Source organism: Pelosinus sp. sgz500959, assembly GCF_042610375.1.
Classification (GTDB): Bacteria; Bacillota; Negativicutes; order DSM-13327; family DSM-13327; genus CTSoil-075.
The window spans coordinates 1-22,153 of sequence record NZ_JBGJZL010000025.1; the positions used below are offsets into that span (position 1 = coordinate 1).

The 22,153-nt window shown below is 38.0% G+C and carries 23 protein-coding genes, 3 tRNA genes, 3 rRNA genes and 1 riboswitch; of the genes, 5 read left to right on the forward strand and 24 right to left on the reverse strand.

Annotated elements, in window-relative coordinates:
• Positions 1-107 (forward strand): IS3 family transposase (locus ACAN52_RS21060; RefSeq protein ID WP_378957096.1); only part of this gene is annotated, 107 nt, incomplete at its 5' end.
• Here ACAN52_RS21060 and ACAN52_RS21065 read toward each other — a convergent pair.
• The 4 genes from ACAN52_RS21065 to ACAN52_RS21080 form a co-directional block, all read right to left on the reverse strand.
• Positions 104-262, reverse strand: a complete 159-nt coding sequence (locus ACAN52_RS21065; RefSeq protein ID WP_378957071.1) for a hypothetical protein — start codon at positions 260-262, stop codon at positions 104-106. The two genes, ACAN52_RS21060 and ACAN52_RS21065, sit on opposite strands and share 4 nt — an antisense overlap.
• 282 nt (positions 263-544) lie before the next feature.
• Entirely contained in the window at positions 545-739 is a 195-nt protein-coding gene (locus ACAN52_RS21070) for a hypothetical protein (RefSeq protein WP_378957072.1), read from the reverse strand.
• A gap of 118 nt (positions 740-857) precedes the next feature.
• Positions 858-1,070: a DUF2922 domain-containing protein gene (locus ACAN52_RS21075; RefSeq protein ID WP_378957073.1), complete on the reverse strand. Its 213-nt coding sequence runs from the start codon at positions 1,068-1,070 to the stop codon at positions 858-860.
• Between the two features lie 35 nt (positions 1,071-1,105).
• Positions 1,106-1,330, reverse strand: a complete 225-nt coding sequence (locus tag ACAN52_RS21080; protein ID WP_378957074.1) for a DUF1659 domain-containing protein — start codon at positions 1,328-1,330, stop codon at positions 1,106-1,108.
• Positions 1,331-1,733: 403 nt separating this feature from the next.
• On the opposite strand from ACAN52_RS21080, the gene ACAN52_RS21085 reads away from it, so the two are divergent.
• Positions 1,734-2,603 (forward strand): hypothetical protein, encoded by an 870-nt coding sequence (locus ACAN52_RS21085; RefSeq protein ID WP_378957075.1) that lies wholly within the window; start codon positions 1,734-1,736, stop codon positions 2,601-2,603.
• A gap of 388 nt (positions 2,604-2,991) precedes the next feature.
• Here the strand turns inward: ACAN52_RS21085 and ACAN52_RS21090 are convergent, their stop codons facing one another.
• Positions 2,992-3,630 carry an RloB domain-containing protein gene (locus ACAN52_RS21090; RefSeq protein WP_378957077.1) on the reverse strand — a complete coding sequence of 213 codons (639 nt, stop codon included), beginning with the start codon at positions 3,628-3,630 and terminating at the stop codon, positions 2,992-2,994.
• Positions 3,631-3,633: 3 nt separating this feature from the next.
• Positions 3,634-4,941 carry an ATP/GTP-binding protein gene (locus ACAN52_RS21095; RefSeq protein ID WP_378957078.1) on the reverse strand — a complete coding sequence of 436 codons (1,308 nt, stop codon included), beginning with the start codon at positions 4,939-4,941 and terminating at the stop codon, positions 3,634-3,636.
• Positions 4,942-5,379: 438 nt separating this feature from the next.
• On the opposite strand from ACAN52_RS21095, the gene ACAN52_RS21100 reads away from it, so the two are divergent.
• Positions 5,380-5,456: transfer RNA gene (locus ACAN52_RS21100), tRNA-Val, on the forward strand.
• A 128-nt stretch (positions 5,457-5,584) separates the two neighbouring features.
• On the opposite strand, the gene ACAN52_RS21105 is transcribed toward ACAN52_RS21100, so the two are convergent.
• From ACAN52_RS21105 to ACAN52_RS21150, 10 genes are all read right to left on the reverse strand, one after another.
• Entirely contained in the window at positions 5,585-6,034 is a 450-nt protein-coding gene (locus ACAN52_RS21105) for a DMT family transporter (protein WP_378957079.1), read from the reverse strand.
• 126 nt (positions 6,035-6,160) lie between these two features.
• Entirely contained in the window at positions 6,161-6,751 is a 591-nt protein-coding gene (locus ACAN52_RS21110) for a peptidoglycan-binding protein (protein ID WP_378957081.1), read from the reverse strand.
• A 54-nt stretch (positions 6,752-6,805) separates the two neighbouring features.
• Positions 6,806-6,953, reverse strand: a riboswitch (cyclic di-AMP (ydaO/yuaA leader).
• A 170-nt stretch (positions 6,954-7,123) separates the two neighbouring features.
• A complete protein-coding gene (locus ACAN52_RS21115) occupies positions 7,124-7,267 on the reverse strand; it encodes a hypothetical protein (protein ID WP_378957082.1) in 144 nt (47 codons plus the stop codon).
• A gap of 146 nt (positions 7,268-7,413) precedes the next feature.
• Complete coding sequence (locus tag ACAN52_RS21120; protein WP_378957083.1) at positions 7,414-8,121, reverse strand: L,D-transpeptidase family protein; 708 nt, start codon at positions 8,119-8,121, stop codon at positions 7,414-7,416.
• A 91-nt stretch (positions 8,122-8,212) separates the two neighbouring features.
• Positions 8,213-8,917 (reverse strand): 3D domain-containing protein, encoded by a 705-nt coding sequence (locus ACAN52_RS21125; protein WP_378957084.1) that lies wholly within the window; start codon positions 8,915-8,917, stop codon positions 8,213-8,215.
• Positions 8,918-9,071: 154 nt separating this feature from the next.
• Positions 9,072-10,301 (reverse strand): Zn-dependent hydrolase, encoded by a 1,230-nt coding sequence (locus ACAN52_RS21130; RefSeq protein ID WP_378957085.1) that lies wholly within the window; start codon positions 10,299-10,301, stop codon positions 9,072-9,074.
• A 146-nt stretch (positions 10,302-10,447) separates the two neighbouring features.
• Positions 10,448-11,119, reverse strand: a complete 672-nt coding sequence (locus ACAN52_RS21135) for an NAD(P)/FAD-dependent oxidoreductase (RefSeq protein ID WP_378957086.1) — start codon at positions 11,117-11,119, stop codon at positions 10,448-10,450.
• A gap of 162 nt (positions 11,120-11,281) precedes the next feature.
• Positions 11,282-11,413: a hypothetical protein gene (locus ACAN52_RS21140; RefSeq protein WP_378957087.1), complete on the reverse strand. Its 132-nt coding sequence runs from the start codon at positions 11,411-11,413 to the stop codon at positions 11,282-11,284.
• An 89-nt stretch (positions 11,414-11,502) separates the two neighbouring features.
• Positions 11,503-11,655: a hypothetical protein gene (locus ACAN52_RS21145; protein WP_378957088.1), complete on the reverse strand. Its 153-nt coding sequence runs from the start codon at positions 11,653-11,655 to the stop codon at positions 11,503-11,505.
• Between the two features lie 105 nt (positions 11,656-11,760).
• Positions 11,761-12,273 (reverse strand): ferritin family protein, encoded by a 513-nt coding sequence (locus ACAN52_RS21150; protein ID WP_378957089.1) that lies wholly within the window; start codon positions 12,271-12,273, stop codon positions 11,761-11,763.
• A 178-nt stretch (positions 12,274-12,451) separates the two neighbouring features.
• On the opposite strand from ACAN52_RS21150, the gene tpx reads away from it, so the two are divergent.
• Complete coding sequence (gene tpx / locus ACAN52_RS21155) at positions 12,452-12,964, forward strand: thiol peroxidase (RefSeq protein WP_378957090.1); 513 nt, start codon at positions 12,452-12,454, stop codon at positions 12,962-12,964.
• Between the two features lie 184 nt (positions 12,965-13,148).
• Here the strand turns inward: tpx and ACAN52_RS21160 are convergent, their stop codons facing one another.
• On the reverse strand, positions 13,149-15,050 hold the full coding sequence (locus ACAN52_RS21160; protein ID WP_378957092.1) for a glutamine synthetase: 1,902 nt from the start codon (positions 15,048-15,050) through the stop codon (positions 13,149-13,151).
• 143 nt (positions 15,051-15,193) lie between these two features.
• Positions 15,194-17,287 carry a glutamine synthetase III gene (locus tag ACAN52_RS21165; RefSeq protein ID WP_378957094.1) on the reverse strand — a complete coding sequence of 698 codons (2,094 nt, stop codon included), beginning with the start codon at positions 17,285-17,287 and terminating at the stop codon, positions 15,194-15,196.
• Positions 17,288-17,746: 459 nt separating this feature from the next.
• On the opposite strand from ACAN52_RS21165, the gene ACAN52_RS21170 reads away from it, so the two are divergent.
• Positions 17,747-18,826: a type II asparaginase gene (locus tag ACAN52_RS21170; protein ID WP_378957097.1), complete on the forward strand. Its 1,080-nt coding sequence runs from the start codon at positions 17,747-17,749 to the stop codon at positions 18,824-18,826.
• Between the two features lie 111 nt (positions 18,827-18,937).
• On the opposite strand, the gene hcp is transcribed toward ACAN52_RS21170, so the two are convergent.
• From hcp to ACAN52_RS21200, 6 genes are all read right to left on the reverse strand, one after another.
• Positions 18,938-20,653 carry a hydroxylamine reductase gene (gene hcp / locus ACAN52_RS21175; protein WP_378957095.1) on the reverse strand — a complete coding sequence of 572 codons (1,716 nt, stop codon included), beginning with the start codon at positions 20,651-20,653 and terminating at the stop codon, positions 18,938-18,940.
• A 296-nt stretch (positions 20,654-20,949) separates the two neighbouring features.
• A tRNA-Asn gene (locus ACAN52_RS21180) sits at positions 20,950-21,024 on the reverse strand.
• A 263-nt stretch (positions 21,025-21,287) separates the two neighbouring features.
• Positions 21,288-21,363: transfer RNA gene (locus tag ACAN52_RS21185), tRNA-Asn, on the reverse strand.
• A 117-nt stretch (positions 21,364-21,480) separates the two neighbouring features.
• Positions 21,481-21,592: ribosomal RNA gene (gene rrf, locus ACAN52_RS21190) — 5S ribosomal RNA — on the reverse strand.
• A gap of 135 nt (positions 21,593-21,727) precedes the next feature.
• A 5S ribosomal RNA gene (gene rrf / locus ACAN52_RS21195) occupies positions 21,728-21,842 on the reverse strand.
• Between the two features lie 187 nt (positions 21,843-22,029).
• Positions 22,030-22,153 (reverse strand): 23S ribosomal RNA (locus ACAN52_RS21200); the annotation flags it as partial.

The following is a 22,153-nucleotide window of genomic DNA, read 5'->3' on the forward strand; positions in this document are numbered from 1 at the left end:
AATTAACGGAATATGTAGACTGGTTTAATAATAAACGAATTCATTCTACGTTGGGCTATCTTAGCCCGATGGAGTATAAAAATAAAGCCCTTAAGGAAACTGTCTAGTTTTCTGTTGACAATCCATCCGGACTTCGTCCTTGCCTAGCGGTAAGGCTCGCAGAGTCAGCCGTCGTTCTTGAGCGGTTAGTCCCGCAGGGCCAGCGAACGTGTCTCGTGCTTTCGCCCTCACTAGCAGATACGGACTGCGTCCTCATTAACACCGACGGACTAGCGTCCTCACAAACCTGGTTGGGCAGGTCGTTTCCTCGGACTTCGTCCTTATTTTGCGGTAAGACTCGCAGAGTCAGCCATCGGTCCTGAGCGGTTTAGCCCCTCAGAGGCAGCGAACGTTCTTCGGGCTTAGCGCCGAATACCGCAGGTATTCCAGCGGTCCCCTTGATTGACTTTGTATGGGCGGTATATAAACTAACAGGGCGGGGCATAAGGTATCTACTTCACTACCTTACGTCCCGCCCTCTTCACTTCAACCAAACAGGTATCCCTCACACTCCCGACTGTATATGCTGGCGAATATCCTGACACTTTGCACACTGACTGGTATGCACTTCAATCTTGCCTGCTAGGTCTCTAGCAGCAGTGGCAAAATTATCAAGACTCACTTGCAATTTCACCAACAGCCACGTTGCCACAGCAATGGGAAATCCCACCTGAGCTACAAACTGTACTATATCACCCATGATAACCTCTCCTTTCCTTGGATAGTAAAATAACGCGCTATTTGCGCGTCACTTTACCACTACCCACTCAATCATTCTTCATTACTTACAATGAATCCCCGAACACCACCCCAAAATACTAGGCCAATTCGGCAACATCAGTACTCCTAAGCTGCGCGCTAACAATCTGCACCAAATCGCCGCTAGTAGTACTAAAAAGATTTTTAGTAATGATCGTTTGCATCACTGCATTCACAGCTAGCGCAGTCAGATCTTCCTTAGGATCATTGACCAGAATGGTCACTTCCTTACCCGTTTCATTTCTAAAATGCATTTCCAACACTTTCTTCACTTCTCACCCCTCCTTTCCAGATTTTCAAACGCAGACTAGGCATTTGCTAGAGCGGCAGTATCAATCCGCTCAATCAACGCCAAAGGATAGCTCTGCAGCCCAGCTATGGCATTGGCAACTTCAAAAAAATCAGCATCAGTAGTACCCGGTTTTACATTAGAAAAACGTAAGGTTTTATAACCTGGACCACCTGTGCTCGTAAGACCCGCTTGAACCTTAATACTCATCACCGCACCTTGAGGCACTTTATTAACAGCCATGATTCACACCTCCTTCTTAAAAAAGTAAACCAAACAGGCCACACCAAAAGGCGTGACCTGTTCGGTGGGAAAAGGACATCTATGCTAAAGCGCTAATGCGCAGATAGCCGTACTGCCAATGCCTTTTCCCGAGGCATATTCATGTTTTCTTTCATCATATATCCAATTATATGGTATATTATTCCAATTGTCAAACAATATAATAGAGATTAATTTCACCTACAATTCCTAAGGCAATCTGGGTCTGTGCCGGCAATCAACTACGAGCTCTCGATCTTATTCTGATGAACTGCTTAATAAATACCTATTAATTTTTTCATGATAATTTTTCACAGAAGGAATCGTGATGTATCTGCAAGAACACAAGGCTTGATGAAGATATACTACACAGGAGTATTGAAATATGAATTACTATATTAAAATTCCTAAAGACAATGACAATATTGTAGAACTATGGTCTGTAAAGCGGTTAACATTTGAACCTAAAGGCTGGCTTTTCGATATGCGCGAATCCTTAAAGACTGCCATTACTCAATTGAATATCACTGATGATCGCATATTAGCTGCTACATATACATCTCCTATTGAAGGATTATGCGATGTCGAGAATATCCTTTTTTATAATGTAGGAACTGGTAGATTTAAAACAGTCTGTCAGAATGGCTTTTTAATAGAACGAAGTTTTAATACTATTACTGATCCAGTCAAAAAAACGCAATTCTATGCACATCATCAACGTTATGAATTCGTATCGAAAAACCAACAACCCTTGCACTGGACGATGAGCGATATGCTCGCATCTTGGGATCACATCTTACTTCCAACATTAACAACAAATACTAAGCCTCATTTATATTGGTATTTAATGAAGGAAAATCCCATATCCACTTATGGTGTTACCATATACGAAGGCTATTTCGGGATAGAATTAGAAATCTCCATTCCTCCTACTCACACCTTCAATTTTGCAGCTATGATTAAGCCAATGCTTGATGGTATTATTTCAGCATTTCATTCATACCAAGGAGAACAGTTAGCTGAAGTCTCTAGCAGATTATCCCTTTCCTTATCAAGCCAATCTGATTATATTTCTACCCTCTTACTTGATACTAGGTTATCCATACTTGGCAGTCGATGCGTACTACATCCCTTTTTAAAAAATGTACAATGGAATCCCGCAGATGATAAGTGTGTTGTCATAAAATTGATTTGTAATAATTGCGCAGAGAATGAATCCGCAAGAATGAGTGGCCAATTATTTAAAGTAAAATAGCAGACGTCAAGAATCCGTATATCAATTACGACCAGTAGTATTCCTCCACGAAGCCACCGCATGATTGCCCACTCTATTCCATTCCCAAAACCTCATTTCATAGAGCCGATAATCATGCTCCCCGTTTCACTGCTTTAGGCCTTAGGCTTAGGCAAGAAGCGACTGCGGTCGCCCGCTACACTGAAATATTACGATCCCAAAGTCTCTTATGGTGGGTCTCTAGTTTTTCTGGTGGTTGAATTCAATGTATTTCTTTCGACCTGCAAGTAAACAAAGCACAAACGTAAAATTAACCCTCGGTTCCCGCCCTCACTCGCAGATCGGATAAATTTTTCTCAAAAAAATCCTGCACAACAATGTACAGGATGATCCTAAATCAAGGTTATCTCTATAACGTTTTCAAATACTCAATGGCCTCATGAACAGTTGTAAATGTATATTTCCCTTCAAATAGCCATGCATTTCTTTCATCCTTATCCTCAATTGTTGGCATACCCACTGCCACTAACTGCTGCAATGTCCACTTTCCATTTATGGTTGCCGTTTGATACTGCTCTGCAATCATCGCTGTTGCTCGTTCATCACCTTTTTTATAAAGGGGCATATGTTGCTTCACTTTGTCCAATATCCGCTTTTTATCTTCAGGAGAAGCAATAGCCGGTGCACATCGTTCATAATGTAAAAGTAACCAATATTCAAGACAGGCTGTCGTCATAAGTAGTCTTACCACAATGCGAGTTTTTCTCAATTTTCTAAGTTTATTGATGGCTTTATAATTTGCTTTCCATTGACTGGCATGATCTAGTTCTGTATCAAAGAAAAACCAGATTTCATCTGTTGCATCTGTATTATTTTTATATTTAGGGTTGTTGGCAAAAACACTCACTGCAATGTCAAATAATCCCGCTGACGTATATGTTTTTATGACTGCTACATCTTCAAATTCTTTTTTTAGATATTTAGAATACACTTGCTCACTTTCGCCTTCCCAAAACACATAGATAACAGGTTTAATCTTTCTAGCCATTCGTTACACCTCCTCAATACGAGGAACTGCACCATACTTACCAAGCAGGTATCCCTTATGGATATTTTCGTCTTTACGTGGAGAAAATTCTTTCATGGAATAGAGTTCCGAAGCCCCAGTCACTCGATCTTTATCAACAAAATTGATTTGATCTCTGCGTAATAATTCAAGAGACATAAGTTCGGTACTATGGGTGGTAAATACAAGCTGAGCTTGTCTAGGGTTACTGGCCTTGTCCTGGTATCGATTTATGATATATTCCATCAATAGTGGATGGATTTCTCTTTCTAGTTCATCGACAATAAATAATCCACCATTCTTTAAAGTCCTTTCCATCGCTGGTGCAAGGGCCATCAATCGTCTTGTTCCATCAGATTCTTCACTAAAGGCTAGAGGATATATTGTCTTGTCACCTTGTTTTGATTTTCCTACGTGGAATGAAGTTGCCTTGATCTCACTTACTCGCAATTTTCCTTCTGCGTCATTGGGAGCACTTTCTAAAGCATCTTTTAACTTCGCTAGTGCTGTAACAATATGATTTTTCATATCATCATCCATGTCTGTCGGTATATCAGCAAGCTTCGTAATATCAAGATTGTTTATTTCAAACTTGATGTCCTGTATCCCTAAATCAGCTATTTTTGCCGTTTGTACAATGGCGTGTAACATATCCGGATCTTCACTATACTCACTTAAGTATCGGCTAATATCTGTATAATCTCTAGAAAAGACGACACTTTGTCTAAACCATTTCATAGCAGCAATACATGGCTGATAGTTCATTGTACAAGAAACAGCAAAGAAAAGTTGATTGGCAGCAACAGCCTCTTTCATCATTTCTTTTTTCTTTTTCTCATTGTCCATGGGGAATGAAAATTCTTGTTGGGTCCTGCTAAATACCATGGCTTTTTGCCCTTTAGGATAGTGATATAGATATTCACTTACGATTTTCGATTTAGTCGCCGAAAATCCATAGGTATACTTTATTTCATCTTGCAAATAGTTAAATTCAAACAGAGTGGGTTCATGCCTTGAATGATCATCAAGTTCAAAGGGTTGTACGGGTACAAGTGCTTTTTCATGCTGCGTTCTTTGTGCACTTTTAATAAACTGCACCCCGAGCCATAGTGCCCTAATAATATTACTTTTCCCTCCACCATTTTTCCCATAGATGGCAATGGTGGGTAAAAAACTTTTTTTGCCTGACTTAATTAGACACTCATTATATTCTTTCAACGATGCGGCTTCCATATCAAGAATGGCTTCATCACGGAAGGATCGGTAATTTTTCACTTTAAATGATAGTAGCATATAGAACGCTCCTTTCTTTATACGTTCTATATTATGCCCATTTTACAATAAATTCAATAGTTTTTTGAGATATTTTCACTTTTTATTTATTAATTAAATTATAATCAAAATTATAGGTCTGAAATGAGAACTCGCTAACCAAAAACACCTTAATTCCTACTCGGGCGTTTTTTCATTTCCCAAGTGTCAAACTCCCGCAAAATCCCTATGTTCTATTTATGTAAAATAACAGTCTAACTCAATCTATTTTTCTCGAATGGATTATCTGATTTAAACTTTTTCATAAACTTCACTTCCATCTTACTTACTTTTTTAAATGAGATTTACTATGACCAAACGTGAACGTATAATCTATACCGAAGAATTTTTAAATTAATATCACTTCGTTATTCATGTTGACATTATGTGTTTACCGTAGTATAATAAATATTGTTCGAAGGGGTTATAGCTCAGTTGGTTAGAGCGCTTCGTTGACATCGAAGAGGTCTGCGGTTCGAGTCCGCCTAACCCCACCATATTGAAATATAGATACCGTAAGACTTTAAAAGTCTTACGGTATTTTTGCATTTGTATAGTTTTTTAGTTTTAATGCCACAATTTTTTACATTCATTCAGTCCATGTAGTAGTCGTATTGCACTTATATCACTTTAGTAGTAGCTTAGCTCCAATCACTAACAAGACAAGCCCTACTATTTGATTCCATCCATAGCTGATCCGGTCCAGACCAAATGCACCTAAATGGTCAATGATAATTGCTGTTATGACTTGTCCTATAATGATTGCCGTAGTCGCATTTGCCACTCCTACCTCGGGTATACTGGCAGCAACTAGGTAAATAATGCCCACACCAATCACTCCACCTAGATAGGTGTACCATGGAGCCTCTGACAATGCGTATAAATTACCCTTACCCATTCGAAGGATAAATAACAATATCAATAAAATAGCCGTACCCGTAAGATGTACAACAAAAGTCGTTTCCAGTAAACCAACAACTTTACTTAACGCTGTATTAAGAGAGCCTTGTACTGCCATCAATACACCTGACAGAAGAGCCAATAGGAGAGCTAATACATTACCTGACAAATCCAATAGAACACTCCCTTTACTAGAAGTAATTCATATAAATCGATTCTATTAATCTTATTCATTTAGTATGGCACTCCATTGCTATTTATATACGACATCGGAATAAGAAAAAAACAGGCATTACGCCTGTTAATCTAAAATATAGACTGTTATTTTTTGTCTTCCAAACTGCATCGCTTCACCATGAGTATCAAATGCGATATCGATCTTATTTCCCTTAATTGCACCACCAACATCATCAGCAACCGCATAACCATACCCCGGTATAAACAGACGTGTTCCTAGCGGAATGACGTTTGGGTCAACAGCCACTAAGCCTCTGCGGAGCCAGCTACCATTAGATGTATAATGAGAGTTTCCAGGATCATAAGCAGAATAAGCAGATGCATTCATGATCATCGATCGACTCGATCGACTCGGATTAAAATCTGTACTACTTGCACGTCCTAAGTACAATAAAGTTTCTTTATCAACTACTCCATCTACGCGCAAGCCATTACTACTTTGAAAATCTTTAACGGCTTTCAAAGTAATCTTGCCAAAGACACCATCAACTTCGCCAACGTAGAAACCATTTTCTGAAAGTAACTTTTGTAGCATTTGCACATTGTCACCGCGCATACCAAATTTTATACCCTCATCAACAGGTGTGGCAAAAACGGTAACACTAGTCAGTAGCATACAAATTGTTAATGCTACCAGTAAGTACACTTTTTTCAATTGTTTCACCTCTCTTTTTAGCACTTATAGAATGAGTTGCCTTGCAAACAACAAGACTCCATAGTGCTTAAGCCTCCGAGGTTAGCTGTCGGGTTCGGGTTTTAAGAGAAGACTAGAGAAACAACCCTACCACTATCAGTGGATTCACCCCTATTTTTTTAGTGGGTCCCCCGTACCTATAAGGATTCGGCTCTTCTGTATATTCTACACTAACTTTGCATTTTTAGTCAAATAAATACAATGAAATGTTTAAATATTCTGTTTTTTTATAAAGTAAAAACATAACCATCCCTACTCGAACGGTTATGTTCTTGATAACATGATCATGTCATAGAGCCACTTGAAGATGACCACTAATCAAACGATTTACGTTTACCACCAATGATGATGATGGTGTCCCCAACCCCATCCCCAGCCTGGGAATCCCCAAAAGAAAGGACCTCCGCCAAAACCAAAAAAGATTCGACGGGAATCAGGGCGATACATATTTTTACCACAATAAGGGCAACGGTTCATGATAATCCTCCTTCACCTTATTATGATATATACTATGTAAAATAACCTGGTCTAGTGCTTAACTGCTAAATCTACAACTAGAATGAGTACTATTTTTTTACTAATTAGGTTTATTATCAAAAATATGATCCATAAAAAATAGTTATTCAAATACCAAGTATTTCTGCCAATTGTCGATTGACAATACCAGTCACTTCCATGTTATGTTCCACTTGGTAGCTTTCCACTGCTTGCTTGGTTATCGTGCCAAAAACTCCATCAGCTCTGCTATTTAAATAACCTAATTCTTTTAGTTTCATTTGAAGTAAAGCCACATCTGATCCAGACATTTGGTGTTTTAATATACGTTCTACCTTCATTTTACGTCCTTCGATACGCACATTTGTCCCCACTGGTATCCATTCAAATAATTCTTCTACATCTTTATTACGCATCCGAATACACCCATGGCTAGCAAATTGTCCAATAGACCAAGGTTTATTGGTACCATGAATACCATAAATGCCCCAGGGTATATTTAAACCCATCCACCGTGTACCAAACCCAGTCCCCCAGTTATAATCTTTCCACACAATATTCCATTCCCCAACAGGTGTTGGAGTGTCACTTTTTCCAACGGCAATGCGATATTTTTTGTATAGTTGCCCATCACTATGTAACTCTAGTACACGTTGAGACACTTTAATCACAATACTCATTGTCCCACTAGGAGGAGTCGTGGGTTGATTTTCAATGGCAGCTAATTCTTGTTCATCCAGATATTCAAAACCGACTATACCACAAATGACACTCATAATTAGAAAAATGGCTACGCTATAAAAAATTTGACTTCGTCTAATCTTTACAATTGTCACCCTGTCCCCTCCTGTGTCTAATTCTTTTTCAAACTATATGTATGAAGGGGAAAAAATAGTATACAAAAAAAGAACCGGTATAAACCGGTTCTTAATTTAATATATAAATTTTCACATTTTGAATTCCATAATCAAGAGCTTCATTACGATCATTAAAGGCTAAATCAATACGATTTCCTTTAATTGCACTACCTTGATCCTCAGCAATTGCCTCTCCATATCCTTCTACCCATAGCTTTGTGCCCATAGGAATCACTCGCGGATCGACGGCAACAACACCATGTTTCACAGTACCACCCATATAGGTAAGGTTATTCCACTTACCATTATCAAGCATACCTGGACCATAAGCAGTCGCAGTCATATTGAGTATACGTTTATAATTTTGCGGTGCTCCTGTTAACGAGTTGCTCTCACGAGTCGTTTGAGGTGCTAAGGTTTGGTTATTCAGTAATGCGCTAATCATGGCCACTTCCTTTTCATAAGGAGCGATTTTCTCAGTAATACTTTTCCCAACTTGTTCAAGTATTGCATTTTCAGCCATTTTATGAATGTCTCCACCTTGACCAGATTGATCAATTGCTGCTTTCGCCAGTGCTTCTAATACGCCTTTTTGATTTCCTTGCTCCAACTGTTTTTTCACCATCATTAGTTGCTGTATACGCGCTATATTATCATCTTTGGCGATGATTTGTGTCAATTGATTTTCGACTATTCCAGCATGGGCAAGTGGCACTACTGGAGAAAAAATATTGAATACCACAGCTGCTAATGTACAGGCAATTATTTTTTTCATTATTTATCCCCTTTCAGAACTATCCTGTTCACTATGAGTTGTCTCTGATATTGTATCACATTGTTTACATAATTAATAAGGGTAATATTAGCCAATAAGAAAAGACTTGGCAAATACCAAGTCTTGGGGAGACAATTCATTTAAATTGTGATTCTTATTTTGCCAATTTATATAAGGTTTCTGCAAGCACGTCAATTCCTACCATAATGTCATCATATTCCGTATATTCATCTGGATTATGACTGATTCCATTTTTCGAAGGAATAAAAATCATACCTGTCGGTGTTATTTTTGACATATTGACAGCATCATGTCCTGCACGACTGTGTATCAATTGATACGTGGTGCCCACGTCAACACAACTTTGTTCGATCAGCTTACTAATCTCTGGACTCATGTCCACAGGTTTTTCTGCTGACATCATTTCCATTGCAACAATCGTATCTTGTTCTTCAGTAATTGTACTGATTGCATCCTTAATTTCCTGGAGGCATTCAATAATACTTTCTTGCTTAATTCCACGAAGATCAACTAGCATTTCTACCATGCCAGGTATCACATTGATAGAACCAGGATGGACTTTAAGATCACCGACCGTAGCAACAGTCCCCTGACTGGAATGATCTAAAGCAATCTCATTAATCGCAAGAACAATCATAGAAGCACTTACTAATGCATCATGACGTTCCTCCATGGGTGTCGACCCCGAATGAGCTGCCATTCCTTCTACAGTAATTTTAAGACGAGTAGGCGCGGCAATGGTTTGTACAACTCCAATTACATTGCCCTTTTTCTCTAGAACGCTTCCTTGCTCAATATGTAATTCTACAAAAGCTTTTATATCTTCACTATTTCTTTTTGCTAAACGGATCTGTTTTATATCAAGATTCTGCTCTGATAATGCTTCTGCAAAAGTAATACCATTTTGATCTTTGACTTTACTCCATGCTGTTATATCGCCTGAGCCAGTCATCACTTTGCTTCCCATGGTAGCAAAACCAAAACGACTTGATTCCTCAGCGACAAAAACAATAAGCTCAACAGCATGACGTAATGGCCCCATATCTTGTAGATAATGTATAGCAGCTAGCCCGCCAACAACGCCAACGACACCATCAAATTTCCCACCTTCTGGCACCGTATCAAGATGTGAACCAGTAAGAACGGCTGGTAATGTTTTATCTTGACCTTCTAAACGACCAATTAAATTACCCATTTGATCTTTACGCACTGTTAGTCCAGCTTCGACCATCAAGTTCATAATATATTCCTGACCTTTAAGATCAGGTTCTGTAAATGCTAGGCGAGTGATGCCGCGTTTTCCTTTTCCAAAATAGGCAACTTCCTCTATTACATCGACTACCCATTCTTTATTTTTTTTCATCAGCACGACCCCCTCATATTTTTCACATTCTTCTATAAACAGTATAACCTAAAGTGAGTAATTATTCCATCGCATTACCATCTAATCTTCTTATGTAATCAAACATAAAAGAGATAAGGCGTCTGAAATCAGACGCCTTATCAAAGTTAAGCCAATACAGCTTGCTTAATTGTTTCCAAGCCTAAACGTTCAATCATAGTACCTAATCGTTCATAGTTCTTAGCATTTTCTTTATAATAGGTAACAACTTTATCCACTATTTCTAAAACATCTTCCTGTGGCACGTTTTCAACTAAAAGATCAGCAATACGTGGTTTTATGCCAGCATTGCCCCCAATTAGAATTTTATACCCTTTTACTGTGCCAATCAAGCCCAAATCTTTAACTGCAGATTCACTACAGGAATTCATACATCCTGAAACACCAATTTTGAACTTAGATGGTAAAGTCATTCCATGATATCTCTTATCAAGTTCAAAACCTAAAGTCACTGCATCTTGTTGCGCACGTTTACAAAAATGAGTTGCAGGGCAAATTTTCACACTACGCACACACAATCCCACTGCATGTCCTTTATCCATACCCAAATCTTCCCAAACATCATCAATTTTATTTTCTTCAATGCCAACAATAGCAATGCGCTGAGCACTAGTCAATTTAAGAGCTTGTGCCCCATGTTTTTCTGCTACATCAACAATTTTACGTAATATATTAAAATCTAAGATAATACCACCTGGTATATGTGGTGCAATGGCATAAGTATTCTTATCCCGCTGTAAAATCGCACCTTGCTCTAATAAATCTTTTTTAACTTCCACTGTATATCCTCCTTGTAAATAACAACTCTTACTTGAATACTATTATAATTAGCGATTAAGAGTATTAATTCCTGCTTTTATGACATATTGTTCATAAAAAATATTATGCTCATTATAAAAGATGTTGTTACAAGGTAGAATAGTCAGATTCTCTGCCCTAAACTATCTCACAAAAGAGATAATAATAGCCAATAAACTGACAGCTGCTAATACTGCTCCAATCCTAAGTGCTGTTTTATTTAATTGATTCATATCTCGTTTGTGATACGCACGTTTACCCATTCCTTTAACCACTACATAACCTCCTTGAAAACCTGGCTTACGCCAAGAATGACTTAGATCTAGAAAGTTTTATGGTAATAGCCTTAGCAGCTGTCTTATTTTTATATACGAAAGTTAAATTTCTTTTGGCAGTGCTGGCAAAGGATTTCCTCACCGTTGACAGCTTTATGCATCGGCAATTCAATCAATTTGCTGCACCACGGACAAATAATTTTAATAGTACTATTTATTTTACATTCGCGTTCTTTACACATAAGATATCTCCTTCATTTTTTTATTATATGATATGAAGGAGTTTACTTAATTGATTCTAATTTAGAAAAAAATCGCGGAATCTATACCGCGATTTTAATTTAGTCCTATTTACCATGAATAATAAGTAGTGCATCTAGTATTTGACGCAACTTAACAACATGAGTTTGTTCTTCAGCTTTAAGTAAGGTAAAAATTTTCTTTGCTTCAGGAAATTTGGACTTACTTGCTAATTCATCATAAAACAAAATAGAATCCTTCTCAGCTTGAACTGCCATATATAAGATTTCTACAATTGTTGCGGCCTCAGCAATTTTAACTTCAGCTTCTTCTCCAATTGGAAAAATGTGTCCTTCAGCTAAAACAGTCAAATAACGTGAAGTTTCTTCATCAAATAAATATTCATCAGAACCAGCTTCTTTATTTGATTTTACTTGATCAAAAATTTCACTAAAAGTTTCATAATGGCTAATTTCTTCTCTTTTTAGCAGTCGAAATAAATCTTTGTGGCTCTCTTCTTTTGCCTGTTGACAGGCCTGTTGGTAAAATTCACGCCCCGCTGCTTCTATCGACATAGCAATTCGTAAGCCTTCAAGATCACTAAATAATTTCACATCCATGGATATACCCCCTCAATTCAAAAAAATATATTAATAATTAATTCGACTATTTTAAATAAAATCCTGCTATCAGGAAAAATAAACCGTTAACTATTTAATAATAATTATCATTTACTTTTGTCGTTACATATGTTACCATGTAAGCATAAAATTATATTTAACAAGGAGGCTGTCCCCTATGGAAAAACGTAATGATGTTATAAAATTTGCTGGCAATGCTATGACTCTGATCGGTACAGAAATTAAAATTGGTGATACAGCTCCAGATTTTACTGCTCTGACTCCTGAGCTATCTCCCCTATCACTAAGCAGTACTGAAGGTCAGGTACGTGTCATCAGCGTCGTACCTTCTATTGATACATCTGTTTGCGATATGCAAACTCGTTGGTTTAATGAAGAAGCGGCCAAAATTGATGGTTTAACAGTTTTATCAATCAGTGTAGACTTACCTTTTGCAATCAAAAAATATTGTGCAACGAAAGGTATTGAAAATATTAAAACGCTTTCTGATCATAAGGACCTAGACTTTGGTCTTAAATATGGCTTTGTCATTGAAGAATTGCGCCTTTTAGCTCGTGGAACGGTGGTTATTGATCGCGATAATATTGTACGTCATGTAGAATATGTACCTAATGTAAGCGATCATCCAGATTATGCAACAGTAATGACAACTGTAAAACAATATCTATAATCTAATTACATAAAATGATAAGCTTAATCTAAAAAATACCTCATTAGCAGCAAGCGGCCATTTAAATGGTCGCTTGTATTATTTTTAAGGCAAACTTAGCTTATGTCAAGCTTTAGTCTCCTTACTTAAAATTAAATGAGCCCCCCTTTAGTCTAAAGACAAAGGGAGGCTCCAGTATAAATAATTAAATTATGTTTTTCTGGTATGTAGCATACAATATTTTTAATTCTTCAACTTTACCATACATTTCAACTTGTAATGTGGATGCAGTGCCATAATCACCTGCTGCAATCGCATCAGCAATACGTGTAAATATACATTTTTGCGCAACAGTATTTTTCCCTAATTCGAAACGTAATGCATTAACTTTATCCCACAAGTACAAATCATAATCAACTGCAGTCTCAGCATCATGCAACGGTTTAGCTGCTTTTACAATCGCAAGATTCTCTGGAATGATTCTCTTCACAAGTTCAGTTGACCAACGAATCAAAGCCCCTGCAACAAAAGCATCTATGATTTCTTGGCGCAAGATATTACCTGTTTTGATGACTTCAGTTTTAGCAGCATATTTTTTTAGATTCTCCATGTTTTCCCATACAGTTGCAGGAGGCTTACCAAATAAGGAGTTACGCTCATCTTCTGTATAATCTTCAAACACATCATGTTCACTACGATATGCACGATCTTTTTCTAAGTAGAACCCTGGAGCTCCAGCTTCTTTTGATAATTCGGCCAAAATTTCAGTTGTATTTTTACCAGATTCAACAACAGCTTTAACACCATCAAGCATACTCAGGTAAATAGCTGACAAAGCTACATACGTGTTTGTATAAGGATTAGCGGCACGTACTTCAAAACGAGTTGCTAATGGATTGTTAATATCACGCACTAAACCAGCAAGGATTGTACGATTACGAGAAGGAATCTCTGGAGTATGACCAAGAGAAGTTACAATACAAACTGGTGCTTCAAAACCTGGTTTTAAACGATTAAGAGCATCATTTGTAGATGAGATAAAAGGATTAATCACTTCATAGTTTTTCAGTAACCCCATAATGGAGCCATATCCAACAGCACTCATGAAATCAGCTTTCATATCTGTAGGTGCAAATAAATTGACTAATTTTCCAGATTTCATTTTAGCAGCAAAGCCAACATGAGTATGTTCACCATTACCAGCTACACCAATAATTGGTTTTGCTTTAAATGTAACTTCAAGACCATTTGCTCTAAATACTTCTTTTACAACGATACGAGCTTGCAATTCATTATCAGCGGCTTGTAAAGCATCAGCAAAGCGCCAATCGATTTCTAATTGCTCGCAAACATGAGATAAATGACCTGTTTCATCAATTGTTGATTTTATGCCACCAACTTCTTTATGACCCATTTCAGTTTTTAATCCATAGTTATCAAGCATGACAATTGTTTGTTCTAATGCAGTACGCACAGAACCGCGAGTACGCTGCCAATATTGTTCTTGCATTGTTTGAGATGCTGATAAGTCTGCAACTTCAGCTTTATCAACTGGTGTTTTCACCCAAAACTCAAGTTCAGTACCTGATGTAAAGATGATATCTTCAATTTCATCACCATTAATATGTTCAAGACCAGCAACTTTAGGATATTTTTTAAATAAGCTTTTCAACTCATCTTTTATGTATGTAAGGGTATCAGCTAACACGGCACGTGAATCAACACGTAGTCCATTATGAACAAGGAAGGCAGGAATACGAAGTGTACCAGTCGGTTTACCAGTTTTCTCATCTATATTGTCATAATTATAATCAACAAACCAATTGACGTTTCCATCAGCAGGCATATCAACTTTTGCGTTGTTCAAAGTTGCAATCCCTGTTAATACAACTGATGATCCATCAGTTTGTACTGCACTACCTTGGAAGAAATCATCCATATCTTTAAGGAATAATTCCATAGGGATCTTTTCATCAGTATCATTACCTGCAAGATCAATACCTACCAATGAAACAAATTTGATTTCCGAATGTTCTTTTAATAATTCAACTAATTCATCTTTACTATATTTACCAGATAAAATTACATAAAGCAATTCATTTACCATTTTCACTCACCTCTTCACTATTATGGGTATAATTATATCTTATTATACCCATGATTTGGATCTACTTCAAGCCTTTAGCCCAAGGCGCCAAAAAATAAAAGCCTGGCTGCATAAGCCAGGCTTTCATTTTACATGTTATAGGATTAGATATTGAACAATAACTCACCATAAGTTGGCATTGGCCATACATCTTTATCGACTAGAGTTTCAAGTTTATCAGCAACTTCACGTAGCGCTGCCATTTTTTCAAATACATCAAAACGGAACAATGAAGCTTGTTCATAAGTATCGCCATGAGCATTTGAAGCTTTTTCTACAGCTTCTTCAAGAACAGCAATATTTTTCTTTAATGACGCAGTCAATGAAGATACTTCGATTAATAATTCTGTTTGAGCTGTTAAATCAGCTGTGATACCTGTAGCTTTGATTGTATTGATGGAAGCAGCAATATTTGTAGCAAACTTAATGACAGCAGGAAGGATTTCTCTCTTCGCCATTTCTATCATAGTCAAACCTTCAATATTGATTGTCTTAATGTAATTTTCAAGAGCGATTTCATAACGGGATTCCATTTCTACTTTACTTAATACACCATGTTTTTCCATTACTGCAATATTCTTTTCAGAAATAAGAGCTTTAATGGCTTCGACAGTAGTTTTTAAGTTTGGAAGTCCTCTCTTCTCAGCTTCTACAACCCATTCATCGGAATATCCATTTCCGTTAAATACTACTTTTTTATGTTTGCTAACAAATTCAACAAGAATTGCTTTCACTTCAGCTGTGACATCTGTAGCTTTTTCTAATCGACTAGCAACTTCGTCTAGTATTTCCGCTACAATTGTATTTAAAGTGATATTAGGTTCAGCAATGGAAGCTGAAGATGGGCACATTCTAAATTCAAACTTATTACCAGTGAAGGCAAATGGAGAAGTTCTGTTTCTATCAGTTGCATCTTTGGGTAAAACTGGCAATGTAGTAACGCCGATTTCCATGTTACCGCCAGATTTAGAGCTTGTAGCTCCACCGTTTTCAATCTGCTCTAGAATATCTTGTAGTTGCTCGCCCAAGAAGATTGATATGATCGCTGGAGGAGCTTCATTAGCACCTAGTCTATGATCATTTCCTGGATTTGCAGCGGATACTCTTAATAAATCTGCATATACATCAACGGCTTTGATAACAGAGCATAAGAATACAAGAAACTGCATGTTATCATGAGGAGTACGGCCTGGCTCTAACAGATTCATTCCGTCATCTGTTCCCATAGACCAGTTATTATGTTTACCGGAACCATTAATTCCAGCGAATGGTTTTTCATGTAATAAGCACACAAGACCTTGTCTTAAAGCAACTTTCTTCATTGTATCCATAGTCAGTTGATTGTGATCTGTTGCTATATTTGTAGTTGTATAAATTGGAGCTAATTCATGTTGCGCAGGAGCTACTTCATTATGCTTGCTCTTGGCAGAAATTCCAAGTTTCCAAAGTTCTTCATCTAATTCTTTCATGTAAGCAGAAATTCTTTCTTTGATGGAACCAAAATAATGATCTTCTAATTCCTGACCTTTTGGAGCTTGAGCACCAAAAAGTGTTCTGCCTGTAAATCTTAAGTCTTTTCTTTGGTCATATATTTTTTTATCAACAATAAAGTATTCTTGTTCTGGTCCAACAGTTGTAATAACTTTATTAGTTGTTGTATTGCCAAGAACTCTTAATACACGTAATGCTTGTTTGGATATTGCTTCCATTGAAGATAATAATGGAATTTTTTTGTCCAAAGCCTCTCCAGTATAAGAACAAAAAGCTGTTGGTATACATAATGAATCATCTTTCACAAATGCTGGTGATGTACAATCCCATGCAGTATATCCTCTAGCTTCAAAAGTAGCTCTAAGACCGCCAGATGGGAATGAAGAAGCATCTGGTTCACCCTTAATTAATTCTTTACCTGAGAACTCCATGATCGCTTTACCATCAGAAGTTGGTGATATAAAGGCGTCATGTTTTTCAGCAGTAATACCTGTCATAGGTTGGAACCAATGAGTAAAATGAGTTGCACCTTTTTCAAGAGCCCAATCTTTCATCGCGTTAGCTACTACATCTGCTACTGCTGGATCTAAAGAAAGCCCCTCTTCAATTGTCTTCTTCAAAGCTTTATATGTAGCCTTAGGAAGACACTCCTTCATAACAGCATCATTGAATACGTTTGAACCAAAAATTTGACATAACTTGCTCATTTACAAAACCCCTTTCAATTTTTCATCTTGCGTTACAGCTTTAAATAATTATATTATAAATAAAGTTTGCATCAAAACCTGCTAAAAATATGACAGTTTTTTTATGGTAACACAAGTTGCATAGCTAACAAAATTTAATACTTTAGTAAAATTCTTCGACATATACTATATATTCCCCAATAATGGCAACAATTTTTCTGTAAAAAAACAGACCCCTCCACTTGTTCAGTGATAGGAGTCATCATTGACTCATTATTTTTAGATATATTAATATTATAGCACAAAAATCTATTTTGTCTAGATAAATTAGCTTACTTTTCCATAGTAATTAATTTTTATATTAATTAGAATATTTAGTATGTTTCAGTATCTTTTAGTATTTTCTATTTCCACATTTGGCTGATTATGGTATCCTGTAATTGGTTTACTACATAAATAAAAGGAGATGGAATGATGAAAATGAACCGAAAGATGATCCTCTGCTTCGTAGTCATGTGCCTTCTTGCCTTCAGTTTGCAGATCGCATTTGCTGCAGAAGCGCCTAACAAGCTCCCCAATATTAAAATTCTAGCTACTGGCGGAACGATCGCTGGTGCTGGTGTAACAAGTACTACAACAGTAGGTTATACTGCAGCAGTTACACCTGTAGGTAAACTAATCTCCAATGTTCCCGAACTAGCCAAAGTCGCTAATGTAAGTGGCGAGCAGGTCTCACAAATTGCCAGCGAAAGTATGACAATGGAAATTTGGCTTCAACTCGCTAAACGTGTGAATCAACTACTTGCCCAGGATGATGTTGATGGTATCGTTATCACTCATGGTACTGATACCTTAGAAGAAACTGCTTATTTTCTTGACTTGGTAGTAAAAAGTGAAAAACCAGTCGTTCTTGTTGGATCGATGCGTCCTGGTACTGCAATGAGTGCTGACGGTCCTCTCAATTTGTATCGTGCTGTTATTCTTGCTGGTACTAAAGAAGCTGCTGGTAAAGGCGTCATGGTTATGTTAAATGATACCATTAATGCCGGTCGTGAAGTAACAAAAACAATCACAGATCGTGTGGATACATTCCAAGCTCCTATTATTGGTGCTCTTGGCGTATTTACTGGTGATCAACCAGTCTTTTATCGTAAATCACTACGTAAAAATACCACTGAAACTGAATTTGATGTAACTAACCTAAAATCATTACCTCGTGTTGATATTGTGTACCACTATGCAGGTAATGCTGGTACTATGATCGATGCTGCTACAAATGCTGGTGCAAAAGGTATCGTCCATGCAGGTACTGGCGATGGTAGTATTGGTAAACAAGAATATCCAGCTATTGAAAACGCTTTGAAAAACGGTGTAGTTGTCGTCCGTAGCGCTCGTGTTGGCAGTGGTATCATTGCTCGTAATGGCGAAGCTGATGATGATAAATATGGATTTATCGCTAGCGATAATCTCAATCCACAAAAAGCTCGCATTTTGTTAATGTTAGCTTTAACTAAAACTACCGATGTAAAAGAAATTCAACGGATGTTCTGGGAATATTAAAACTAATTTCTAGTTAAGATACATATTTTTAGAAGGACTTGGCTGAGCCAAGTCCTTCTATTTTTTCTATATTAAAGAAATACCATTCATAAAATTGATGCTGACTGCTACTTAGGCCATGAACATTTTGATATCATCTTCGGGATTGCTGACGCCGCCGATCCCAAATTTCTCTACAAGCACCTTAGCTACATTAGGTGAAAGAAAGGCTGGTAGCGTGGGTCCAAGATGAATATTTTTTACGCCAAGGTATAACAGCGCCAAGAGTACGATAACAGCTTTTTGCTCATACCAAGCGATATTGTATGATATCGGTAATTTATTAACATCATCCAAACCAAAAACCTCTTTAAGTTTTAGAGCAATAATGGCTAGAGAGTAGGAATCGTTACATTGACCAGCATCTAATACACGGGGAATACCGCCGATATCACCTAATGGAAGTTTATTGTAGCGATATTTGGCACAACCTGCTGTCAGAATAACAGTATCTTGTGGTAGTGCTTTAGCAAATTCGGCATAATAATCTCTGCTCTTCATGCGGCCATCGCAGCCAGCCATAACGAAGAAACGTTTGATAGCGCCGCTTTTCACTGCATCCACAACCTTATCAGCCAGTGCCAATACCTGGTTGTGGGCAAAACCGCCGATTATCTCTCCTTGTTCCAATTCTTTGGGTGGTGGGCATTTTTTAGCGTGAGTGATAAGAGCCGAGAAGTCTTTCGGTTTGCCATTTTTTCGCTCACCAATTTTTTTCAGACCTTCAAAACCGACTACACCAGTCACATACACACGGTTTTTATAGCTGGCCTTTGGTGCCACTAAACAATTTGTAGTCATCAATATTGGTCCGTTAAAGGTTTCAAATTCTTTGTCCTGCAACCACCAGGCATTGCCGTAATTACCAGCAAAATTGGTATATTTCTTAAATGCAGGATAGTAGTGTGCCGGTAGCATCTCGCCATGAGTATATACATCTACACCAGTCCCCTGGGTTTGTTCCAATAATTCTTCTAGATCTTTTAAATCATGACCGCTAATAAGAATACCAGGGTTCTTTCTCACACCAATATTAACCTTGGTAATTTCCGGGTTACCATAGGTGCTGGTATTAGCTTTATCTAGTAAAGCCATAACATCAACACCGTATTTACCGCATTCCATCACCAAAGCAACCAATTCATCAGCACTTAGTTTATCGTTGGTAGTAGCTGCAAGGGCTTTTTGAATAAAGGCAAAAATAGTATCATCCTTATAGCCTAATGTATAGGCATGCTCAGCATAGGCCGCCATTCCTTTTACGCCATAAGTAAGCAGTTCACGCAATGAACGGACATCTTCGTTTTCGGTTGCCAAAATTCCGACTGTAGCAGCCTTTTCGCCAAAAGCGATCTCATTATCAGCAAACCACAGAGTACTATCATGAGAAGTTTCTCCCGCCTCATCAGTTGTAAACCATTTAGTTAATCTTTGCCAAATAGATTTGGTATTATCATTTGCAGTTTCCATCACTACACCAGCTTTTTTTAAAGAAGCTTTCACATTGTCTCTCACGATCAGCGCCTGCTTAATAAGCACAATAAAGTAGTTCTTATCAAAGTTAGCATTGGTAATGGTAGCAAATAATCCATCCATTATAAATTTATCGGCTTCCGGCGTGGCAATTCCCGCTTGACGAGCCTCAAGTGTATAGACTGAAATCCCTTTTATAGTATAAATGAGCAAGTCTTGAAGATTAGCCACATCAGCCGTTTTTCCACAGACACCGCTTATAGTGCAGCCAGTACCCTTGGCTGTTTCTTGACATTGATAACAAAACATTGACATATATTTTATCCTCCTCATAGTGTGAAGCGTTATTTAAACTTCTTGGTATTATTCTAACAAAAATACCAACGATCGACTGTGAGCAAGATCACACATGAAAAAACAATTAATTTATCTTAAAAACTAACCAAATATTAATCACTGCAAACTTCCGCATTACATTAAAATTTGGTTCTCTGCTTATGCTCAGCTAACATACTCTTCAAACCTAACATCTAAAACAGTCTCACCAATCTCAGGAACGACGGCAAATAAGAAAAGCACCATTCATAAAATGAACGGTGCTTTTCTGAAAATGGCTCCTGGAGTAGGACTCGAACCTACGACCGATCGGTTAACAGCCGATTGCTCTACCAGCTGAGCTATCAGGGAATAAAACCAGCAACTACCTATCCTCCCAGGTCGTTTCCAACCAAGTACTTTCGGCGTATGGGCTTAACTACTGTGTTCGGTACTTCGATCGGCGATGATACCCCATCTGCGTCGTTACTCCTGCGCGCGCTCACTTCGCGTACTCCAGTACTGCTCAGTTCACGTGCTCGTCGTGCCTAGCATCTGGAGCATCCTCACCAATCTCAGGCACGACGAGAAATTAAAAAAGATACCGTCTATAATAAACGGTATCTTTTAAAAATGGCTCCCTAAGTAGGACTCGAACCTACGACCGATCGGTTAACAGCCGATTGCTCTACCAGCTGAGCTATCAGGGAATAAAACCAGCAACTACCTATCCTCCCAGGTCGTTTCCAACCAAGTACTTTCGGCGTATGGGCTTAACTACTGTGTTCGGTACTTCGATCGGCGATGATACCCCATCTGCGTCGTTACTCCTGCNTTATCCTCCCAGGCCGTTTCCAGCCAAGTACTTTCAGCGTATATGGGCTTAACTACTGTGTTCGGTATGGGAACAGGTGGGACCCCATAGCTATCGCCACTGGATTTTAGAAGTACATATTACTATGTTCCTTCAAAACTTCACAGAAGAAAGATTGTATTTTAGGATTAATTCATGTGCTAACACAAAGTGTTAGCGGATTAAGTCAAGCCCTCGACCTATTAGTACCAGTCAGCTGAATCCATTGCTNCTATCCTCCCAGGTCGTTTCCAACCAAGTACTTTCGGCGTATAAGGGCTTAACTACTGTGTTCGGTATGGGAACAGGTGGGGCCCCTTAGCTATCGTCACCGGATTAAAGTTTTTAGAGATAAACATATTGCTATGCTCTCTCAAAACTTCACAGAAGAAAGATCAATTTTAGGATTAATTATCGCTAATGAAAAGTGTTCAAGACATTTGATGTTAGCACTGTGGTGCTAACTAAGTGACTCACACAAAGCTTTTCACTCGCTCTGCTCGCGAACCTTTGGTTCGCTACTTAAGTCAAGCCCTCGACCTATTAGTACCAGTCAGCTGAATCCATTGCTGGACTTACACACCTGGCCTATCAACCTTGTCATCTACAAGGGGTCTTACTTCTTACGAATGAGAGATCTCATCTTA